This is a genomic window from Nocardiopsis coralli, assembly GCF_014892575.1.
Taxonomy (GTDB): domain Bacteria; phylum Actinomycetota; class Actinomycetes; order Streptosporangiales; family Streptosporangiaceae; genus Nocardiopsis; species Nocardiopsis coralli.
In genome coordinates this window covers 266,317-286,427 of the sequence record NZ_JADBGI010000006.1, presented here as the reverse complement: position 1 = coordinate 286,427, position 20,111 = coordinate 266,317, and the positions used below count along the sequence as shown (strand labels likewise).

15 protein-coding genes are annotated in these 20,111 nt (G+C 69.0%); 7 read left to right on the top strand and 8 right to left on the bottom strand.

The features are described 5' to 3' along the window. The first annotated feature begins 489 nt into the window (after positions 1-489). From IDM40_RS09290 to IDM40_RS09270, 5 genes are all read left to right on the top strand, one after another. On the top strand, positions 490-1,149 hold the full coding sequence (locus tag IDM40_RS09290) for a hypothetical protein (RefSeq protein ID WP_193121525.1): 660 nt from the start codon (positions 490-492) through the stop codon (positions 1,147-1,149). 58 nt (positions 1,150-1,207) lie between these two features. Further along, positions 1,208-1,771: a hypothetical protein gene (locus IDM40_RS09285; protein ID WP_193121524.1), complete on the top strand. Its 564-nt coding sequence runs from the start codon at positions 1,208-1,210 to the stop codon at positions 1,769-1,771. A gap of 99 nt (positions 1,772-1,870) precedes the next feature. After that, on the top strand, positions 1,871-2,392 hold the full coding sequence (locus tag IDM40_RS09280; RefSeq protein ID WP_193121523.1) for a hypothetical protein: 522 nt from the start codon (positions 1,871-1,873) through the stop codon (positions 2,390-2,392). Between the two features lie 552 nt (positions 2,393-2,944). After that, positions 2,945-4,270, top strand: coding sequence for an outer membrane protein assembly factor BamB family protein (locus tag IDM40_RS09275; RefSeq protein WP_193121522.1), 1,326 nt, complete (start codon positions 2,945-2,947; stop codon positions 4,268-4,270). Between the two features lie 152 nt (positions 4,271-4,422). Beyond that, a complete protein-coding gene (locus IDM40_RS09270) occupies positions 4,423-4,983 on the top strand; it encodes a hypothetical protein (protein WP_193121521.1) in 561 nt (186 codons plus the stop codon). Between the two features lie 109 nt (positions 4,984-5,092). On the opposite strand, the gene IDM40_RS09265 is transcribed toward IDM40_RS09270, so the two are convergent. The 6 genes from IDM40_RS09265 to IDM40_RS09240 form a co-directional block, all read right to left on the bottom strand. Then, entirely contained in the window at positions 5,093-7,129 is a 2,037-nt protein-coding gene (locus tag IDM40_RS09265) for a serine/threonine-protein kinase (protein ID WP_193121520.1), read from the bottom strand. Between the two features lie 122 nt (positions 7,130-7,251). Then, complete coding sequence (locus IDM40_RS09260) at positions 7,252-9,303, bottom strand: protein kinase family protein (RefSeq protein WP_193121519.1); 2,052 nt, start codon at positions 9,301-9,303, stop codon at positions 7,252-7,254. Positions 9,304-9,358: 55 nt separating this feature from the next. After that, positions 9,359-11,449 (bottom strand): WD40 repeat domain-containing serine/threonine protein kinase, encoded by a 2,091-nt coding sequence (locus IDM40_RS09255; protein WP_193121518.1) that lies wholly within the window; start codon positions 11,447-11,449, stop codon positions 9,359-9,361. A 396-nt stretch (positions 11,450-11,845) separates the two neighbouring features. After that, positions 11,846-12,892: an L-glyceraldehyde 3-phosphate reductase gene (gene mgrA / locus IDM40_RS09250; protein ID WP_193121517.1), complete on the bottom strand. Its 1,047-nt coding sequence runs from the start codon at positions 12,890-12,892 to the stop codon at positions 11,846-11,848. A gap of 201 nt (positions 12,893-13,093) precedes the next feature. Further along, a complete protein-coding gene (locus IDM40_RS09245; RefSeq protein WP_193121516.1) occupies positions 13,094-13,414 on the bottom strand; it encodes a putative quinol monooxygenase in 321 nt (106 codons plus the stop codon). A gap of 194 nt (positions 13,415-13,608) precedes the next feature. Then, positions 13,609-14,001: a hypothetical protein gene (locus IDM40_RS09240; protein WP_193121515.1), complete on the bottom strand. Its 393-nt coding sequence runs from the start codon at positions 13,999-14,001 to the stop codon at positions 13,609-13,611. 656 nt (positions 14,002-14,657) lie between these two features. Here IDM40_RS09240 and IDM40_RS09235 point away from each other — a divergent pair. Both IDM40_RS09235 and IDM40_RS09230 read left to right on the top strand, forming a co-directional pair. Further along, positions 14,658-15,899 (top strand): MFS transporter, encoded by a 1,242-nt coding sequence (locus tag IDM40_RS09235; protein WP_193121514.1) that lies wholly within the window; start codon positions 14,658-14,660, stop codon positions 15,897-15,899. Positions 15,900-15,968: 69 nt separating this feature from the next. Beyond that, positions 15,969-16,934, top strand: a complete 966-nt coding sequence (locus IDM40_RS09230) for an SDR family NAD(P)-dependent oxidoreductase (protein WP_328806976.1) — start codon at positions 15,969-15,971, stop codon at positions 16,932-16,934. Positions 16,935-17,021: 87 nt separating this feature from the next. Here the strand turns inward: IDM40_RS09230 and IDM40_RS09225 are convergent, their stop codons facing one another. Both IDM40_RS09225 and IDM40_RS09220 read right to left on the bottom strand, forming a co-directional pair. Next, entirely contained in the window at positions 17,022-17,510 is a 489-nt protein-coding gene (locus tag IDM40_RS09225) for an ATP-binding protein (protein WP_193121512.1), read from the bottom strand. A gap of 1,227 nt (positions 17,511-18,737) precedes the next feature. Continuing rightward, the gene (locus IDM40_RS09220; protein WP_193121511.1) at positions 18,738-19,883 is read right to left on the bottom strand and encodes an NAD(P)-binding domain-containing protein; all 1,146 of its coding nucleotides are present in this window, start codon (positions 19,881-19,883) and stop codon (positions 18,738-18,740) included. Positions 19,884-20,111 lie beyond the last annotated feature (228 nt).

Here is a 20,111-nt window from a genome sequence, read left to right as displayed (position 1 = left end):
CCACTATCGAAAAGCAAACTCACTGAGATCACCTCACTGGAGAGGTTCAGTGGGAGCAGGGGTTCGTTCCTGCGGGCGGGGCGCCAGAGATTTTCATTATTCGTAATGAACTCCGGTCGGGAAAGGAGGCTGATCCGACGTTGCCGGCCCTGGGCGGAAAGTATGGAAGTGGTCATCGTTACGTTAGTCAAGTGGGTGGAGAATCAGTCTTCCCAGCCGAGACTATCGACCCTATCTTGGATGTCCTGTTCAGTGATGATATTTCTGTGCCTTCGGTATCCCCTGAAACGCCAATTAAGGCCTTCATTATTGACTCAAGGAATACTGTCGAGAGTCACGTTTTCAGTAATATCATGCAACATCTAATTGGTGCAGGGCTCATTGACCCAAGCGGACTTGATTCGGATCTATTCAAGGACCCCCAAAACCATGAGCTCCACGAACCTATTAGTCGGCTTTATTACCATGATCAGCAGCGCCTAAGACTTCGTGCTGCAATCGAAGAATTCACGGCCGAAGAATCTCGCAGTTCGTAAGGGGTTTGGCTCCTTCGACGTGGATGCACCGGAGCCGCCCTTGGAACAGGAGCTCACGAAGAGTGGGCGTACCGTTCTGGTGGAGGTTCCCGGCGCGGCCGATTCGGATGTGGAGCAGTTCCTTGTGGGCGTGGAGTCGGGCGAACGCTTCGAGGGCGAGGCCTTTGAGGGCGACTTGACCCCGGATGAGCGTGTGACGCTGACGGATGAGGGCAGTGTGTCAGCCGATTGGTTGCCCGATGATGATGCGGTGGCGTACCGGCACGTGTCCTTCGAGGGGGACAAAGTCGAAGAAGCGCTGGTGCCGGCCCGGCCCTCCGAGATGGAGAGCGATCCAGGTGTGGTGCTGGGCGACGGTGGTCTGCGGTTGTCGCACTTGACGGTGCCGGAGCTGGACCGGGGGCCGGTGGAGGGCGAGTTCGTGGAGGGGGGGTCTGAGGGGAAGCCTGCTCCGATCGAGGTCGGGCTGACTGAGAACAACGATGAGTGGCGTCAGGCTGAGTACGAGGAGAACAGGTCTGTGGACGCGCCTCGTATGTGGCAGGTGCCGGGCGCGGTAGTGGTCACCGAGGAGGACGGCATCGGTACCAACGTCATCGTCGGGTTGAACTAGAGCGCGAGCTCCAAAGCCGTGGATTCTCGCCCCTCAAGGAAAGAAACGGATCGCCTGAATGAGTCCTCCGGTCAGGGTGCTATTGATTGGTTTCTCCTGCATCTCTTTGGTGCTGTCAGGTTGCGTATCCGAAGGAAACGGGGCAGGTGACAACCCAGAGTCGACGTCAGCGGAGGAAGAGCGTCTATCACTGAGATGGATGCGCTTCACCTTTGAGGTCTATCTGCTCGATCGCTTGTTGAGGGAGCATGCTCAGGAGGATCTTATCGACGGATCCTCGGACGATCCGTATCATACGAGCGAGGAAGGCGATGTTGTTGCGGAGACCAATTTCGATTTTCTTGAGGCCTCCGGTGTTCTGGAGGAGGGTCAGGGAGAATACTCGGTCATCACTGACGTGGAATTCGACCAGGTGGTGGTTTCTGAGCCGCCGCAAGCTAGGATCTCCTCCCCCAAGGTGCTCTCTTCTACGGTGAACGGCGTCGACAGAAGTTGGTGCGAGGATGGAGAAGAGGACTCCACCCTTAGCCCGGTCGAGTACGTAGAGACTTTTCAAGATGTCCATCGGAGCGAGCATGAGGCGAGAGAACATATGCAGGACTACATCAACTCCTGTGGCTAACAGCCCGAGTGGTAATTCGGTGTGTCAGTCCATGGATGACAAAACCACACTGGGGGGTGAGGCGTGGAGCGGCGTTGGGAACCTCTGACCGCAGTGTGCATGGCGGGTGTACTCTTCTCCACCGCGGGGTGCGATGGGACGGCAGGCCAGCCTGCCCCAAAGGGCGGGCAAATAGAATCCGAGAACCTTTCGCGCACGTGGTTGGATTTTACTTATGATCTGTACCTTCTCGATCGTCTTATAGAGGAGCACGGGCTTGAGGATTATATTCTTGGGTCCGAGGATAGTCCCTATGTCACGGACGAAGATGAGCGTGTGGTGTCCGTGACAAATTTTGATTTCTTAGAAGAGTCGGGCGTCGTCGACGAGGTGCAAGATGGATATTCCGTCAATACGGATGTTGATTTGGGTGAGGCAGTGGAAAGGGATCCGGAGGTACGCGTGTCAGTGAAGACGGTGCTTTCGAATACCGTCTCATACGGTGAAATGGATTGGTGTGAAACTACGCCTAGTATTTCGCGGTCTTATGGTAATACTTTTCACGGGTCACATAAGAGTCAGGGCGAGGCGAGAGAGCACATGATCAAGTTCATCGATTCCTGCGGTGTCACGGATGAATAAGTGGTTCGGGCCTCGAGGGAGAAGAGCTCTTCTTCCGTGACCGCGAGGTAGGTGTTGCAGGTGGTCCGTGCATGGCTCCGGTGGGTTGCCGCGGCGGCCGTGTTGGTGCGGGTCGCTGCTTGGTTGGTCTTGCGTGGTGACCCGCGGGTGGAGCACCAGGTCGCGGAGGCCCCCGCCGAGGATGAGGACAGGCGCATCCTCGGGTTGCAGTGAGGTCTGAGGTGGCCGCACTCGGTTGGTGCCCGAAGGCCTGGCCGTGACAAGACGTGCGCGGTGCAACGTCGTGCAGCTCAGTCGCCGCCGAGTGCAGACCTCTCGGTCGGCCCCTTCGGGGTGCNACCCGCGGGTGGAGCACCAGGTCGCGGAGGCCCCCGCCGAGGATGAGGACAGGCGCATCCTCGGGTTGCAGTGAGGTCTGAGGTGGCCGCACTCGGTTGGTGCCCGAAGGCCTGGCCGTGACAAGACGTGCGCGGTGCAACGTCGTGCAGCTCAGTCGCCGCCGAGTGCAGACCTCTCGGTCGGCCCCTTCGGGGTGCTGCGTAGGGTCGCGGTATGCGGTTGTTTCCCCCGGTTCTGGTGTCTTCGGTCGTGTTGTTGAGCGGTTGCGCGTTGGTTGGTGACGGTGTCGATCACCGTGTGTACGAGGGGCAGGTACCTGAGTACGGTCCGCTGGACTCGGTGTCGGGGGTGGCGTGGGAGTGGGAACTGGGGGCGTCGGAGGATGTGCACAGCGTCCAGGCGGGCCTCTCCGGTCCGGTGCTGGAGCTGGGCAATGGTGTGGTGGCCCTGGATGCTCAGAGCGGTGATGAGTTGTGGCATTACCGTTCCGAGGACCGGGATCTTGAGAAGGCAGTTGCGACCCCTGATCATGAACGGGTGGTGCTGGCCTACCGCGATACGGAGGGCGGGCCAGCCCACGTGGTTGTTCTCGAGACCGGGACCGGGGAGGTGGAGTATGAATACGAACTCCCCGATGCTGACGAAGAGCCTTGGCAGGGCAGGATCACCGACGACGTTCTGGTCCTGGAAGACGGGGATGCGCTGCGCGGGGTCTCGTTGTCCGATGGGCAGGACGTGTGGACGTACGAGGCCCCTGCGAGTTCGGATGGCCTGGAACTGATCAGTGGGCGGTCGGAGTTGTCGGTTGTGGACGATGCGGTTGTTCTGACCCGCGGATACAGCGATGGGCCCAAATCGTTTGATGAGCCTCAATCACGCCGTCTGGTCACGACCGCACTGTCTCCCGGATCAGGGGAACCGTTGTGGGAGGTCGAATCCCAGCAGCCCCCCAGCAAGCAGTCCTTTATCGACCAACAGGTCTCGGAGGGCGGTGAGGTTCTGCTCCTGGAGCCTTTGGGGGCCGATGAGTTGGAGTACGACCCCTTCCTTCTGGAGGTCGAGTCGGGCGAGCGTATTGACGGTGAGGTCTTCGAGGGCGATGTCAGCGACGATGAGCGGGTGGCTCTGACGGATGAGGGCAGTGTGTCGGCAGAGTGGTTGCCGGACGAGGATGCGGTCGAATACCGCCACGTGTCGTTCGACGGGGAGACGCTGAACGAGGCGCTGGTGCCGGCGCGGCCCTCCGAGATGAGGAGCGATCCCGGTGTGGTGCTGGGTGAGGGTGTTCTGCGGTTGTCGCACTTGACGGTGCCGGATCTGGACCGGGGCCCGGTGGAGGCCGAGTTCGTGGACTGGGGCTCGGAGGGGGAACCCGCGTCGATCGAGGTCGGCCTGACAGAGAACCGGGACGAGTGGCGTCAGGCGGAGTTCGATTTCAGCTCGGACGTTGACGCTCCTCGTATGTGGGAGGTGCCGGGCGCGGTGGTGGTCACCGAGGACGAGCGCATTGGTAACAACGTCATCGTCGGGTTGAACTGAGGCAGGGGCCGGATGCTTTTCACAGACGGGTCCGGGAGCGAGTGCAGTGCGGGGGAGGCCCAGTGAGATTGACGGTGTCGCCGCGTCCGGGTTCGTCCGAATCCGAGAAGCCTGTTCCAGAACGCAGCTCACTTCGACGGCTCTTGCATCCGTTGGCCCTGGTTCTGGTTCTGGCTCTCGGGCCGGCGCTGATCGGTTGCTCGACGGATACCTCCGACACCGGTGACGGCTCTGCGGACTTGCCTCCGTATGACGAGCAGGCCCAGAGCTCGCAGGAACCGCAGTGGTGGTGGGTCGACAGTCAGGTTCGGAAGTTGGTTCTCGCCGAGGCGTATGAGAGAACCCCCGATGCTGTGGCGGTGCTACGAGGTGAGGACGGTGAGCCTTACTTCGAGTCCCGCGAGCAGGCGTGGGAGACCAACATTGACGTCTTGGTCGAGTCTGGGCTCATCGTGTCCACACCGCACGGCTACGAGGCGGACACGGACGTCTCCCTCGAGGACGCATCGGACGGGATGCCGCTGAACGCCGAAGGTATCGATCAGGTCGTGAGGGATACCTTGCAAGAGAGCGAGGTCGACTGGTGCGAGTCAGAGCCGGTGAACGCCGAAGAGTTCGCGCGTGAAGTTCTCGACTCAGTCCAGGGCGCCTACGACACCGCGGCTGAGTACACCGCCGCCATCGAAGGGCACGTGGAGTGCACGGAGGGCTGAGCCCCGGCCCGCGCCAGCCCCGGCCCGCGCCTGAGCCCGGGCCCGGGTCCCGGCCCGCGTCCGCTCTCGCGCCCGGCCCTGAGCCCCACACCCCACGCCCCCGCGCGCCTCAGGTGATCTCGTGGGTGTCGCGCCCGCTCTCCGGGTCCAGGAACAGCACGGTCGCCCCTCCGGTCCCGGTGGAGTTCTCCACGACGGCGATGGTCTCGCCGTCCGGATGCACCAGCGGCTTGTCGAAGATGAGTGTCGACTCGGAGACGACCGACTCCCAGGAACTGGTGTCCCACATGAACCCGCCGTTGACGCCGACGCCGTCGTCGCGCCCTGCCAACAGCGACGCACCGTCGGGGCTGTAGCTCAGGCCCATCGGGGTTCCGGGGCTGTCGAGCTCCTCGACGGTCTCGCCGGCGGCAAGGTCGTACACGACAGTCTGTTCGGTCTCGCTGTCGGAGACGGCGATGTGCGGACGGTCCGGGGCGAACGCAGCGTCGATCAGCGGGTTGTCGGCGGGCTCCCCGCCGTCGGTGGGGAACTCCGCGACGGTGTCCCCGCTCTGCGGGTCGACGACCCTGATGTAGGGCGCCATGTAGCGGTTCTCGAGCATCACGTGGGAACCGTCGGGGCTGAGCTGCGTCGAGTGGGTGTCCCCCTCCTCTTCCCACACCACGGCGTCCTCCTCGCGGTCCCACACCACCGCGATGCTGTTTTCGCTGTCCTGCTCGACCATGCGGAACGCGGCCAGGTTTCCGTCGTCGGACAGCGAGACGCTGTCGTAGAACTCGATGTCGCCGCCGTCGAAGGAGTCGACCTCCTGGTGCGAGTCGTCCCAGATCCGGAGCCCGTCCTCGCCGGCGGTGGCCATGTGCCCGGATTCGGCCAGGTCGAAGGAGTTGGTCTCGTCATCGGCGCCGAAGGGGGTGTCGATGAGCTCGCCCTCGCGCCAGTCCCACACGGTGATCTCGTCGGGGGTGTGCACGTACAGCTCCTCCCCGTCGGGGGTGAAGTGGATGCCGTACACGGACTCGGGGAAGGACGGCTCGTCCTCGGCCGCGGCGTCACCTTCGGCTTCGTTCGCCCCGTCGTCATCGGGGGCGGCGGCCTCGTCGGTTCCGCCTGAGTCCGCGTCCTCCCAGGGGCGCAGGACCGCTGCGGCGGTGCCGGCCATGAGGACCAGGGCCGTGGCGGCCGCCCCGACGACGATCCACCCGCGCCGCTTGCGCCCGGTGTGGGCGACGCCGGGCGCGGTGGGCGCTTCGTGCACGACCCGGTGGAGTTCGCGCTCGCGTTCGCCGATCTCCGCGTTGACGGTGGCGGGCAGCCACCCGTGCTCCGCGGAGGGCAGGGGCTCCGAGGAGAGCACGTTCACGATCTCGTCGGCGGAGGGGCGCGCGGCGGGGTCCTTGGCCAGGCACCGGGCCAGGAGATCGTGCAGGGTACCCGCGGGCACGCCCTCGAGGTCGGGTTCGTCGTTGACGATGCGCTGCAGTACCTCGGCGGCGGGCTTGCGGCCGAAGGGCGGCCTCCCGGAGGCAGCGAAGGCGACGATGCCGGCGAGCGCGAACACGTCGCTGGCGGGTGACTGCTCCCGGCCGAGCACGGTCTCGGGGCAGGTGTAGGCGGGCGTTCCGAAGGCTTCACCGGTCTTGGTCAGGACGGTGCCCTCGACGGCACGCGCGATACCGAAGTCGATGACCTGGGGCCCGCGGGGCGAGAGCAGCACGTTCCCGGGCTTCAGGTCGCGGTGCATGATGCCCGACGCGTGCACGGACTGCAGTGCGCGCGCAAGACCCAGGGCGAGCACGCGCAGAGATGCCTCGGGCAGGGGCCCGCGCCCGGCGACGGCCTCGCTGAGCGTGGGGCCGGGCACGTACTCCGTGGCCATCCACGGGGTCCGGTCCTCCGGGGACGCCGACAGCACCGCGGGTGTGTAGGGCCCGCGTACACGTTGGGCCGTGCGGGTCTCGCGCGCGAACCGTGCGAGGAACCCCTGGTCCTGGGCGAGCTCGGTGTGCACGACCTTGACCGCCGCCAGGTGGCCCTCCGGCGTGCGCGCGAGGTAGACGGCGCCCATGCCGCCGGCGCCCAGGCGGGCGAGCACACGGTGCGGGCCGATGTGGGCGGGGTCCGAGGGCGTCAGGGGTTTCATACCGGGTTCCCAGGGTCGGTTCGGTCGGGAGGGGCGGTCCGTGGGGCGGCCACGGCGCATCAGCTCGTCGGGCGGGCCACTCGACGGTCGGGCCGACGCACAGGGGCGCGGCGGCCCGACTCTCAGGAGAGCGTGGCGGTGACCTCGTGGCTCTGCGGGTCGAGCAGGTCGACGTCGCCCTCGGCGTTGACGGAGGCGATGACCTCCTGTGCGGGGTGGAAGGCGACGGGGCGCGGCATGAGGCCGTCCTCGTCCTCGATGAGGTCCTCCCCGGACTCCAGGTCCCACAGGTGCCCGTGGTGGTCGTACTCGCGGCCGGAGGTGTCGACGGCGGCGGAGGTTGCCTCGCCCCAGCTGAAGTGCACGACCCCGAGTTCGGGGTCGGCGGTCATCCCGGTGGGGTAGCCGTACTCCTCGGTGTAGGACTCGTGGTAGTCGGGGACGGGGAACCGGTCGACCTCGTCGCCCTCGTCGAAGTCCCACAGCACCATGTGTTCGTCGCTGCGGTAGAGGACCTGGGCGGTGCCGGGCACGGTCGTGAACTCGTAGCTGGTGTGATCGCGCAGGGAGTCCAGGACCTCGCCGGTCTCGGCGTCGCGCAGTTCGAGCGGCCCTGCGGTGGCGGCGACGATGCGGTCCTCGTCGAGGTACTCCACATCGGAGACGAGGGCGTCGTCATCGGTCCACTCGTGCTCGATCTCGCCGGTGGCCATGTCGACGATGCCGACGGGCGGCAGCTGTTCGCCGTCGCCCATGTTCATGTCGAAGTCGACGGCGACGGCCATCTGCTCCCCGGACGGCGAGAAGGCGTAGTCCTCCGCGCGCCGGGGCGGTTCGAGCTCGTCGACCACACGCTCGGACTGCGGGCCGAGCTGTTCCTGGCTCTCACCGGAGGGCAGGTCGTGGGTGTGCACGACAGGGCGGTCGTAGTCGTCCGCGTCGAAGGGCGTTGGGTGTGTGCCGGCGACCATGCAGCCGACGGGGGCGAACTCCCCGCCGTGGATGTCGCCGAGCTCGCCGTCGACGCGGGCGATCTCGGTGCCCTCGCGCCAGTCCCACACGCTGTATCCGTGCTCGAAACTGCTGATGAGCAGGGCGTTGCCGTCGGGGGAGAAGGACACGTTCACCGCGTCCAGGTCGCTGATGGGCGAGTCGGGCTCGGGAAGGTCGTCGGCCTCCAGGCAGCCGGTGTCGGTGATGAGGCCCTCGGCCTCCTCCTCCGTGGTTCCGCCGCCCTCATCGCCGTCACCGTCGCCGTTGCCGTTGAGGGCCCAGACGGCGCCGGAACCGGCCAGCAGCACCACGGCCAGGCCCGCGGCGGTGAGTGCGACGGCCTTGCCGCGGCCCCGTTTCTTCTCGGGGACGGCCTCGGCGGCGAGCGCCTGCTGCCCGTCCTGGGCCGAACCGCGCACGACCGCGGCCAGACCTTCGGGCCAGGGGCCGGGTGCCGTGGGACCGCCGAGGATCCGCACGAGGTCCGCGGCGGTGGGACGCAGGTCCGCGCCCTGCTGGAGGCAGGCGTCGACCAGGCCCCGCAGCTGCATCGGTACACGCTCCAGCCCGCCGGGGCCCTCGACCCCGGACGCGGCGAAGCACAGGGTCGCGGCCCACGCGAAGACGTCGGTGGCCTGTGAGGACCCGCCCTCGGGCGCGGCGAACGCGGGATGCGGCGCGCGCTGTTGCAGGTCGGCGGCGATGCGTTCGAAGCCCGGGTCGGCCAGGACGGCGCCGTGCTCGGTGAGCAGCACACCGTCGGGCCACAGAGCCCCGTGCGGGTGTCCGGCGGCGTGCAGGTCGGCCAGGCCCTGCGCGGTGGCCAGGGCGAGCGGGGCCAGCGCCGCCGCGGGCAGCGGACCGTGCGTGTGCACACACTCGGCGAGGCTCGGGCCGAAGGGGCGGGTGACCGCGACCCAGGGGGCCGGGCCCTCGGTGTCGGCGTCGAGCACACCCGCCACGTACGGGCTCCGCAGCGGCCGGGTCGCCGCCACCAGGTCGGTGAGGGCGGGGCGGAAGGAAGGATCCGAGGACAGCCCCGAACGCGCCACCTTGAGGGCCACCGGCGGGCGGTCCGGGGCGGTCGCCAGGTACACGCGCGAGAAGGCGTCCTCCCCGAGCCGGGCGCGGGGCCGGTACGGCCCGACCCGGGGCGGGTCGTGCGGGTGGAGAGGGTGCATCGGTGAGCTTTCCGTCTGTCGGTGTTCGGGGTGGTCCGGGAGGCCGGTCGCGGGGTCAGCCGAGGCGGTCGATCTCGGCGAGGTCGTCGGGGGACATGATCAGGATCTGCCCCGCGTCGAGGTCGGTGCCGGAGACGACCTCGCCCTCGGGGTGCACGGCCATGCCCAGGCCGAGGCTCTCGCTCTCCGGCTCGACCTCTTCCTCGACGTCTTCCTCGTTCTCGTGCTCCTGAGTGTGGTCCCAGTCCCAGATGTGCAGGTAGGAGTACCGGCCCCCGTCCTCGGCCTCCTCCGGGTCGGCGCGCACGGTGTAGATGCGGTTCTGGTGCGGGTTGTGGGCGAACTCGACGAGCTCGGCGCCGTAGGCCTCTTCGTCGTCGTCCTCGTCGGGCTCGAAGATGTAGCCGCCGCCGTCGTCGGTCAGGAAGTCGTAGTGGACGGGTCCGTCGGGGGTGGCCACGATGACCTCCCCGCCGCCGGGCATGGCCAGGCCGGAGCCGATGTCGAGCTGGGCGAGCCCGTCGTGGGAGAAGACGACCTCCCCGCTCTCGGCGTCCCACACGCGCAGCTGGTCGAGGAGGTCGATGCCGGCGAGGTGCTCCCCGTCCGCGGCGTACACGAGCGAGACCATGGACGTGCCGTCGCCGTGCACCTGAACGGTGTCGCCGGTCTCCAGGTCGATGTCGTAGGTGCCGCCCTCGCTGTCGAAGCCGTTGTCGGCGACGGTCAGCACGGAGCCGTCGGGGGAGAACGCGAGCTCGCGGAGTTCCCGTCCTTCGGCGTGCACGGTGTGTTCGCCGGTCTCCAGGGAGTAGACCTGCGCGCCCTCCTCCGTGGCCCACGCCAGTTCGCAGTCGTTCGGGCTGAACTCGGGCACGCCCGCGCTGTGGGGGATGTTCGCCTCGATGAGGGCGAGCTCCTCCCCGTTCTCCCAGTCCCAGAGCGCCACACCGCGGTTGCCGGAGACGGCGAGCACGGAGCCGTCGTTGGAGAACTGGCTGAAGATCCGGTCGGTGCTGGAGGGCACGGTCGGGGTGTCCGACGCCGCTTCGGTGTATTCGTCGGCGAGGTGCTCGGTCGGGTCGCACTGGTCCCGCTGCGGGGCCTCGTCCTCCTCACCGGCGGTCTGGGTCTCTTCGGCGGGCGCGGAGGGGTCGGCGACGGCCCAGTACCCGAACCCGGCGACCAGGCACAGGGCCACGGTGGCGGCGCCGGCCACGAGGAGCCCGCGGCTCTTGGAGCCGTTGCCGGACAAGGTGCGTACGCGGTCGTATTCGGCGGCCACTCGGGCGACGGCGGCCGCGGCGTGCGGGGGAAGCCACTGCTCGGCGGCGGTGGTCGGGGTGACGGGACCGCCGAGCGCCTGCAGCGCCTGGGCGGCGGTGGGCCGGCGCGCGGGATCCTTGTCGAGGCAGGCGGCCGCGAGCGGGCGCAGCTGCGGGGGCACCCGGTCGAGTTCGGGGTCCAGGTTCTCGGCCCGGTACAGGACTGAGGAGGGGTGGCCGTCCCCGAAGGGCCCGGACCCGGTCAGGGCCCAGACGAGGATGCCGCCCAGAGCGAAGACGTCGGCGGGCGGGCCTGCCTGCTCGCCGCGGGAGGCCTCGGGCGCCATGTAACCGGGGGTCCCGGCGAGGGTCGAGCCGTCGCCCTGGTGGCCGTCCTCGGCGGCGCGGGCGATGCCGAAGTCGATGACCTGCGGACCCTCGGCGGAAACCATGGTGTTGGCCGGCTTGAGGTCGCGGTGGGCCAGACCCTGGGCGTGCACGCCGGTCAGGGCCTGGGCGATCGCGCGCGCGAGGTAGACCGCGGAGGGTTCGGGCAGCGGGCCGGTCTGCTCGATCAGGTGCTGCAGCGAGGGGCCCTTGACGTAGGCGGTGGCCAGCCAGGGGCGTTCGCCGGAGGTGTCGGCGGCGTACACCCGCGGGATGCCGGGGCCGTGCACCCTCTGGGCGGAGGAGAGTTCGCGGGCGAAGCGTTCGCGGAAGTCGGGGTCGTAGGCGTACTCGGCCTTGACCACCTTGACGGCGGCCGGGTGGTCGTCGCGGTCGAAGCCCAGGTAGACGCGGCCCATCCCGCCGCTGCCGAGCAGGGCGGTGATGCGGTAGGGGCCGATCTGTCCGGGATCGTCGTCAGCGAGGGAGTGCATGGGGATTCTCGGTTTCTGGCACAGGGGTCGCGGGTGCAGCTTACTGTTCGCCCGACTTCTTCCACCGGGGTGGGACGTGGGAGTGCGCAGGTCGGTTCGCCGGACGCGGTCCCTGAATGGCCGCTGCCCCCGGACCGGCGCGTTCGGGGGCAGGTGAAAAGAGGGGTATCAGGGGCCGTTTCCGCGCGGGACCGCGCCACAGGGGCTGGTTCGGGGGTGGGTGCCGGCACTGGCAGAGATGGACGACGGCCTGGGGCAGGGCCGCAGGGTCGGGTTCCGTGGGGCGGGGGTCATGGCTCCGGGGCCCGAGTGACCCCTGCCCGGGAGCGGGCGGGGATCTTGCTACTGGAGCCGGTATCGGCGCTGAACCCGGCTCCGGTAGCACGATCCCGCGGGTCAGGGCCGGGTGTTGGTCGCCCAGGCCCAGATGTTGACGTCGGAGTCGACCGCGTACTCGTCGATGCGGCGCAGTTCCTCGTCGGTGAAGCCGGGGGTCTCCAGCGCCGCGAGGTTCTGCTCCAGCTGCTGCACGCTCGAGGCGCCCACGAGCGCGGTGGTCACGGTCTGCTCGCCGCGGTCGCGCAGGACCCACGAGATCGCCATCTGTGCGAGGGTCTGGCCGCGCTCCTCGGCGATGGAGTTGAGCCCGCGCACACGCTCCAGGACCTCGGGCGCGAGCATGTTCTCCCGCCAGCTGGGTCGGCCCACCCCGGCGCGGGAGTCGGCGGGCACCCCGTCGAGGTACTTGGAGGTCAGCAGCCCCTGCGCGAGCGGGGAGAAGGCGACCGTGCCCATGCCCTCGTCGGCGGCGGTCTCGAGCAGGCCGTCCTCCACCCAGCGGTTGAGCATGGAGTAGGAGGGCTGGTGCACGACCAGGGGCGTGCCCAGCTCGCGCATGATGCGCGCGGCCTCGCGGGTGGCGGCGGGGCTGTAAGAGGAGATCCCGGCGTACAGGGCGCGGCCGGACGTGACCGCGTGGTGCAGCGCGGTCAGGGTCTCCTCCAGCGGGGTGTCCGGGTCCGGACGGTGGCTGTAGAAGATGTCGACGTGGTCCAGGCCCATGCGCCGCAGGGAGCTGTCGAGCGAGGAGAGCAGGTACTTGCGGGAGCCGCCGTTCAGGTGCGGCCCCTGGCCCATGACGTAGCCGGCCTTGGTCGTGATGACCATTTCCTCGCGGTAGCGCGCGAAGTCCTCGGAGAGGATGCGGCCGAAGTTCTCCTCGGCGCTGCCCGGGGGCGGGCCGTAGTTGTTGGCGAGGTCGAAGTGGAACACCCCGAGGTCGAAGGCGCGGCGCAGGATCGCGCGCTGGCTCTCGAGGGAGCGGTCGCCGCCGAAGTTCTGCCACAGCCCGAGGGAGACGCGGGGCAGGTGCAGCCCGCTCTTCCCGCTGCGCCGGTACTCGGTGGTGTCGTAGCGGTCCTGGTGGGCCACGTAGGGGTCCATCGCCTGCCCTTCCTCGCTGGTGCAACGCCGGACCCGGAGCAGGGATCCGGTGCCCGGGGGCGCGAGCGCCCCCGGGAAACACACGGAAGGTTAGCCGACAGGGCCGGTGGACGCCTTATGTCGCTTCGGCCGACCAACGGCGCCGAAAGCGTCGTTCGAAGGTCGGTGGCGGGTGACGGGCGGGCGTGCGCCGAGCAGGCCCTAGTCGACCTGGAGCTCGCCCATGCGGTCCCAGCCCTCGCCCTCGACCTGGCGGCTGACGATCTGCGGGGTCTCGGCCAGGAGCGGCTTCATGGTCTCGAGACCGGCACGGAAGTGGTCGCTGTTGACGTGGGCCTCGCCCGTGCCGTCCTTGAACGCCTCGATGAGGACGAACTCGTCGTCGCGCTCGACGCTGCGGGACCACTCGAACCACAGGTTGCCGGGCTCGGCGCGGGTCGCGGCGGTGAAGTCGGCGACGGCGTCCAGGAAGGTGTCCTTGGCCTCGGGCTTGACCCGGTACTTCACGACGATCAGGATCATGCTCCCCAGTCTCCTCACTGGTCGTGGTGCGCGTCGGAGGGCGGGACACGGGCGTGCGCACGGGTGTGCGGGCACAGGTGTCCCGTCCGGCATCAGTCTCGCAGAGGAGGGAAGGGGAGAGCGCCGCCTCGGGCGGCCCGGACGGCGCGGTGATCCTCACACGCCCTGCGGTGTGCGCGGGCGCGTGGTGCGCGTCAGGCGGGGACCATGGTGCGCCGGGGTGCGGCGACGGTGTGGGGGATGCGGTACGGGGAGGGCTGGGGCTCGGGGATCCCGGCGAAAGGGTCCAGCAGAGCGGCCGCGCCTGCGGGGTCGCTGGCGGGGTGGCAGAACGTCTGTCCGAGGTCGTTCCAGAAGAACTGGCCGTCGCGGCACCACACGTTGATGTCGTTGCGCACGGTCATGACCGTCATCTCGGAGCTGCCGGACCAGTCGAGCTGACGGGCGGCGGTGGGGGCGAGTTGCCCCAGGAGGGCCGTGATGGCCCGCTCAGCGCAGAAGGCGTGGCGGGGCTTGTGCTTGACCCGGCTGGCGAGTGCCGACTTCGCCCGGCTGGACCGGGGGTTGTTCAGACGCCAGTGACTCAAGGTGGACTCCAGGGTTTCTCGGGTACCGCGGCAAGGACCTGTGTGGCCGGCGCCCCGTGGGGCTCCGTTGTGTTGTGTTGCGGCCACGTAACCGCGGTTCGAGCGCCCCCGCCGTGCTGGTGGCCGGCGGACCGCTCCGCAAAGCTTGGTCAGGTTCGAACGGTGTCGTTACCTCGCAGTTATGCTTTGCGCTCCGGATGCTAGCAGTAACTGACCGCCCGGAGTCGAGGCTTCTGAGTGTGACCCATGTCACTCGCAACGATCGAATCTCATCTGTGTCACGTGATGTTTGGGCAGCGCAATCCGCTTGTGTCGCACGCCCGTACGAAAGATGAGTGCAGGATAAAAACGGCCTCATCCGGGGTCTCCTGTCGCGAGTGTCACCCGGGTATCGCACCCGGTGTCCCGTAGCTGTCGCATAACGTGACTTTGCGCTGGTGAGAGGGTGCTTGACCGACTCGGGACACCTCGTTGCCCCTCCCCGGACCCGCACCGTTGCGGGCATTCCTGCGGCCGATGTCCACTGCCTCACCCCCGGTTCCCTTCGCGCACGCGCGCGTGGAGGACACTGCAAGGACGACCCATACGAGGAGAGAAGCGGCCACGTGACAGAGACACAGACATCCGACGACAGGATTTCCCGCGGAAGGGGAACGGTGACGACCGAGCCCATGGGCGGCGCCCGTGCGTGGATCGTCTGGGGGGTCGCCGTCGGCGGTTACTTCCTCGCCATGCTCCACCGCAACGGTCTGGGCGTGGCCGCCCTGGAAGCACAGGAGCGCTTCGACGTCGGGCCCGCCCTGTTGTCGATGCTGCCGATGCTGCAGCTCCTCATCTACGTCCTCTTCCAGATCCCCGCGGGCCTGCTCGCCGACCGCCTCGGCCCGCGGTACACGCTCGCCATCGGCATCGGCGCGATGATGCTCGGCTCCGGGCTCTTCGCGCTCGCCCCCAACGCCGAGGTCGCCATCGCCGGACGGTTCCTCATCGGGCTCGGCGACGCCCTGGTGTTCCTCAACGTCATCCGGCTCGCCGCCCTGTGGTTCCCGCGCGCCCGCTACGCCCTCGTCAGCGGACTCACCGGTGTGGTCGGCGGCGCCGGACAGGTCGCCAGCGCCGCACCCCTGGCCTGGGCCCTGGACGGGTTCGGCTGGACCACCGCGTTCATGAGCGTCACGCTGCTGACCGCCGCCATGGCCTTGCTCGTGATCGTCGTCGTGCGCGACCGCCCCGCGGGCGCCGCAGGGCGTTCCACCGTGGCCGACCCCATCCCCGTGTGGGCCGCCCTCAAGGAGGCCCTCGCCGCGCACGGCCCCCGCGTCGGTATGGCCCACCACGCCGCGATCATGGCGCCCTTCACCATGCTCATGGTGCTGTGGGGTTACCCCTTCCTCGTCGACGGCCTCGGGCTCCAGGAAGGCACCGCCGCCTTCACCCTCACCGCCGTCGCCGCCGGACCCCTGTGGATGGCCCCCATCGTCGGAGCCGTGATCGGACGCAGCCCCAACGTGCGCATCGGCCTGGCCCTGACCCTGGGCAGCACCCTGACCGTGGGCTGGCTGCTCATGGTCCTGTGGCCCACCGGCGAGGTCCCCACCTGGCTCGGCCTGGCCGTCATGGGCGCCAGCGCCGTCGGCCAGACCCTCGCGCCCACGATCTCCTTCGACTTCGCGCGCGACGGCATCCCCGCCAGCCGCACCGGCGTCGCCTCCGGCCTGGTCAACATGAGCGGCTTCACCACCGCCGTGGTCTGCACCGTCGCCGCGGGCGCCGTGCTGCAGAAGCTGCCCGACGACCCGGGCGCGTTCCAGTTGGCGTTCGCGCCGATGGCCGTGGCCACCACCGTCGCCACGAGTGTGCTCTTCCTCCTGCTCCTGCGCGGCCGCCGGAACGCGTAAAGCCCGCGGGCACGGGGAGGACGGCCCGGAGGACGACGTGAGACGCGAACACAGGAAGTGGGGATCACGGTGACGTGGGACCACCGCAACCCGCCCGCAGCACAGGGCAGAACGGTCGCGATCACGGGAGGCAGCTCGGGCGTGGGCCTGTGGACGGCGCTGCGCCTGGCCGAGGCCGGCGCCGACACCGTGCTCATGTGCCGGGGGCTCGACAAGGGTGAACAGGCCGCGGACGCTATTCGCTCTGCGGTTCCGGGCGCGAGCGTGCGCACGGTGCACGTGGACACCTCCTCCGGGGACTCGGTGCGCGCTGCCGCCGCCGAACTGCGTGCCCTGCCCCGCCTGGACGCCCTGGTCAACAACGCAGGCCTCCTCATCTCCCCGAAGGAACGCCAGGTCAGCGTCGACGGGTACGAGCTGACCCTCGCCACGAACGCTCTCGGGCACGTGCTCCTCACCCGCGAGGTGCTGCCCCAGCTGGAGAAGTCCGGCGACTCGGCGCGTGTGGTGTGGGTCGGGTCGATGGCGGCCAAGCTGACCCGCACGACCCCCGACGACCTGAACCTGGAGCGCGGCTACAACCCCTGGCTGGCCTACGCGCAGTCCAAGCTCGTGATGCAGGCGGCCGCGTTCGAGCTGCACCGCCGCCTGACCGCCGCGGGGTCGCCGGTGCGCAGCCTGGTCGCCCACCCCGGGTACTCCCTGGCGGTGCGCTCGGAGCCCCTGGGCGAGGCCGCGCCCGAACGCGAGCCCACCCCCGCGGAGCTGTTGCAGTACCCCCTCGCGCAGGGCCAGGACGGCGGCGCACTCCCGGTGGTGCGCGCCGCCGTCGACCCCGAGGCGCTCGGCGGGCAGTTCTACGGGCCCCGCGGCGGGCTCAAGGGCGAGCCGGTCGTCGCCGGGGGAGTGGAAGGCGTGCCCGGTGCCGGCCACGGCGGCCTGGGCGGCCCCGGGAAGCTGAGCGTGAACCCGGTCGTGGGTCGGGCCTGCTGGGCCTTCGCCTCCCGGGCCTGGGGGCTCGAACCGGACCTGTGAACCGTGTGGCACGCGGGGCACAGGACCTGCGAGCCGGAACGGGGCCGGGGCGTCGCTGGGCGCCCCGGCCCCGTCGTTTGTGCGGTGTCAGGGGCAGGTGAAGACGAACGGCGGCAGGGCGGGCACGCCTGCCGGGTCGAGGGCGAACTCGGCCCAGACGTGGGTTCCGAGGTCGGCCCAGGGGGCGAGCCGCCGGTGTCCCCAGCCTGTGGACAAGTTCTCGACCAGCGCCAGGCCGCGCTGACCCTCGGCCCAGTCCCACTCGTCGTCGGTCCGGTCGGCCGGGATGCACGGGAGCGCCCCGCTGCCGCCCCAGTCGCTCAGGCCCACACGCAGCGTGCGGGGCCCGGGCAGGGACAGCGCACGCAGGACGTCGGCGCCGGGGCGGCCCGAATCGGTGTACTTGACGCAGTTGGCGAAGAGCTCGCTGACGCACAGCTGCACGGTGTCGACCAGGTCCGGGTCGAAGCCGGCGAGGTCGGCGGACAGGTCGGAGCGCACGGCACGCGCGTGGGCGAGGTCGCCGGGGTAGAGGCGGTGTTCCCAGGTGACGAGCGGGTGCATCGCGTGGTTCATACCGCCACCTCCTGGGCGTGCGTGCGTCGTTGCTGTTGTCGTTGTGGCAGCTGCGTCTGCATCTGCGTTTGCTGCTGCTGTCCGCGGAGGTGGAGGTGGGGGCGGTGCGGTGACGAAGGGAGCGGGGCGACCAGGGCTCCGAGGTCTGCACCCCACGCGGTGAGGCGGTCGGCGGCCGTGCGCTGGCGGAGGTCGTCCACGTCCGCCTGCCGGGAACGTTCGTGGGCCCGGAAGTAGGGGCGTACGAGGGCGACCTCGTCGGCGGGGACGTGTTCCGCGGGAGGCGCGAGCTGCGTGCGCCCGGAGGCTGTGGCCGGAGAGGGGGCAGTGAGGGCCCAGGGATCTGGGAGGGCCGAGGGGCTCGGGCGGTGCGACGGCCCCGGGAGGCCCGGGAGGCTCGGGATGTTCGAGTGACCCGGACGGTCCGACGGCGCCGAGACGGCGGGCTGTGCGGGAACGCTGAGCGGTGCCGGGGGCTGCTCCGGTGCGAAGGGCCGGACCCGGCGGGAGCGCTGGCGCTTGGCCGGCCACGGTCCACGGCACAGCCATCGTCGGCAGAGCCACCGGGGGCGGAGCCACTGGAGGCCGGGCAACCGGAGTCCGGGCAACGGGAGGCGAGGCCTCGGGGAGCGGGGCCTCGAGGAGCTGGGCCTCAGCGAGCGCGGCCCTGGGAGGTCGTTCGACGGGCTTGGGGTCCGTCGGGCGGGCAGGATCCGCAGGACCGGCAGGACCGACAGGATCAGCAAGATCCGCAGGATCCGGGGGTTCCCCTGGGCCCGGGTGGAAGGGGCGTTGTGCCTGGTCGAGTGCCGTCCGCGGGGTGCGCGGAACAGCCCCGTCACCAGGGTTTGGGCATAGCCGAAAAGAGCAGCGATACACTTGGGCATGCTGGCAAAGTCCTTGTCTAAAGGAGTGGAGATTGCTGGCCACGGCCCCGGGCGGTTTTAACCGTCGCGGGGTCACCGCTTGTTCAGTTGTGAAAAAGCTCCTCGGGTGTTCGTGCGGGTCTTGAGCACAGATTAAGTCACCCGGGAGACAGAAGGACAGAGTTCGCGGGCAACCGGGGAAGGAAATCCTCCGCAGGCCCGGAGTTTTGTTCCTTTCCTGGGTGATTTATCTGGACAAGTCACCCGAGGATGCGCGCAGAAAAACCCCGCCACGGGTTTTTCGAACCTGGGGGCCAGGTTCCGCACAGGGGCCCGGGCGGGGTAGGCGGATCGCACGTCCTCACCCGGGCGCGTTGAAGAACTCCAACCAGATCGCCGCGACCTGCTCGCGCACGTCGTCAGGGAGTTCGTGCAGGTCAGGCTCGTGCGACAGCCGCATCAACCGCGCGGCCGCCGCCAGGATCTCCGCCTGCACCAGGTAGATGAACGCGCCCGAATTCGCACCGTGCAGGAAGTTCACCGCGTTCCCGTCGTTGAGCACGTAGAAGTAGTGGCCGGTGCGCGCGTACCGGGTGATGCCCTCGCCGACCGCCTCGCGGTTGTACAGCTCTCCGAGCCCGTCGAGCCGGAGTTCGTCGTCGGAGGAGGTCACCGACGCGATGTAGGCCCCGTTGCCCACGCGCGGGAAGTCGTCCGGGCCCAGGGCACGGTTCCCCGTCGCGCACACCACGATCCCCGCGCCGTACAGGGCCTTGTCGAGCGTCGAAACGGTCGTGAACCCCTGCGCGAGGGCCTGGGCGCGCTTGACCGGGTCGATGTCGAACACCGTCACTTGTATGCCGCGCGAGTGCAGCATGCGCGCGACCGACGAACCCAGCTTCCCGAAACCCAGGACGGCGGCGCCGAGCCCGTACAGCAGGTCTCCGCGCGCCCTGATCAACGCCTCGGTGGAGAAGACCACGGACTGTCCGACCAGGTAGTCCTCCGGGTCCTTCAGCGGGGAGCGGGCCACCGAGTACACGGGGCAGGGAAGCTCGTCGCGGGCGAGGTAGCGGCGGTGCCCGTTCTCGGTGCCCTCGACCACGCCCAGGATCTGCCCGGAGAACCCGGCGCACACCTCGTCGAGGGAGGGCGCGAAGTACCCGCCCACGTCGAGCAGCACCACACGTTCGTCGGGGGTGCGGGACTCCAGGTAGGCGAGGGCGTGCTCGGCGGTGGCGAAGGTCGCGCGGTCGAGCTCGTCGACCTGCCAGAGCTCGGCGGCCTCACGCGCCGCCTCGGGGTCGACGCTCCGGGGCTTGGGCAGAACGGCGCGCAGGTCGGACAGGGCGGCGACGGCGTGCAGGAAGAACAGTTGTCCGGCGAGCACGTGGGTCACGGCGACGGTCGACACGTGTGGGTCGGGGGTTTCGGGGGCGGCCTTGTTGTGGTCCACGATGCGCGCGAAAAAACTCGCGATGCGGGTGCGCTCGAAATCCTCGAGCATGGCGACTCCAGGTCTGGGGGATGAGGCTCCGATCTGCAAAAGGGGGACCGAAGACCCATTATAGGCAGTCGGGTCCGAACGGCCCCACCTTTCCCCAGAAGAAAAGAAAGCGGACGTCGAGTGCGGGAAGGGATTCCGGAAATGCACGGGGCAGCAGGATCACCCCTGCGGTAGGAACACAGAACCCCCGGGGGTGCTCCGTCCCAGAACCCCCGGGGGTGGTGTCCC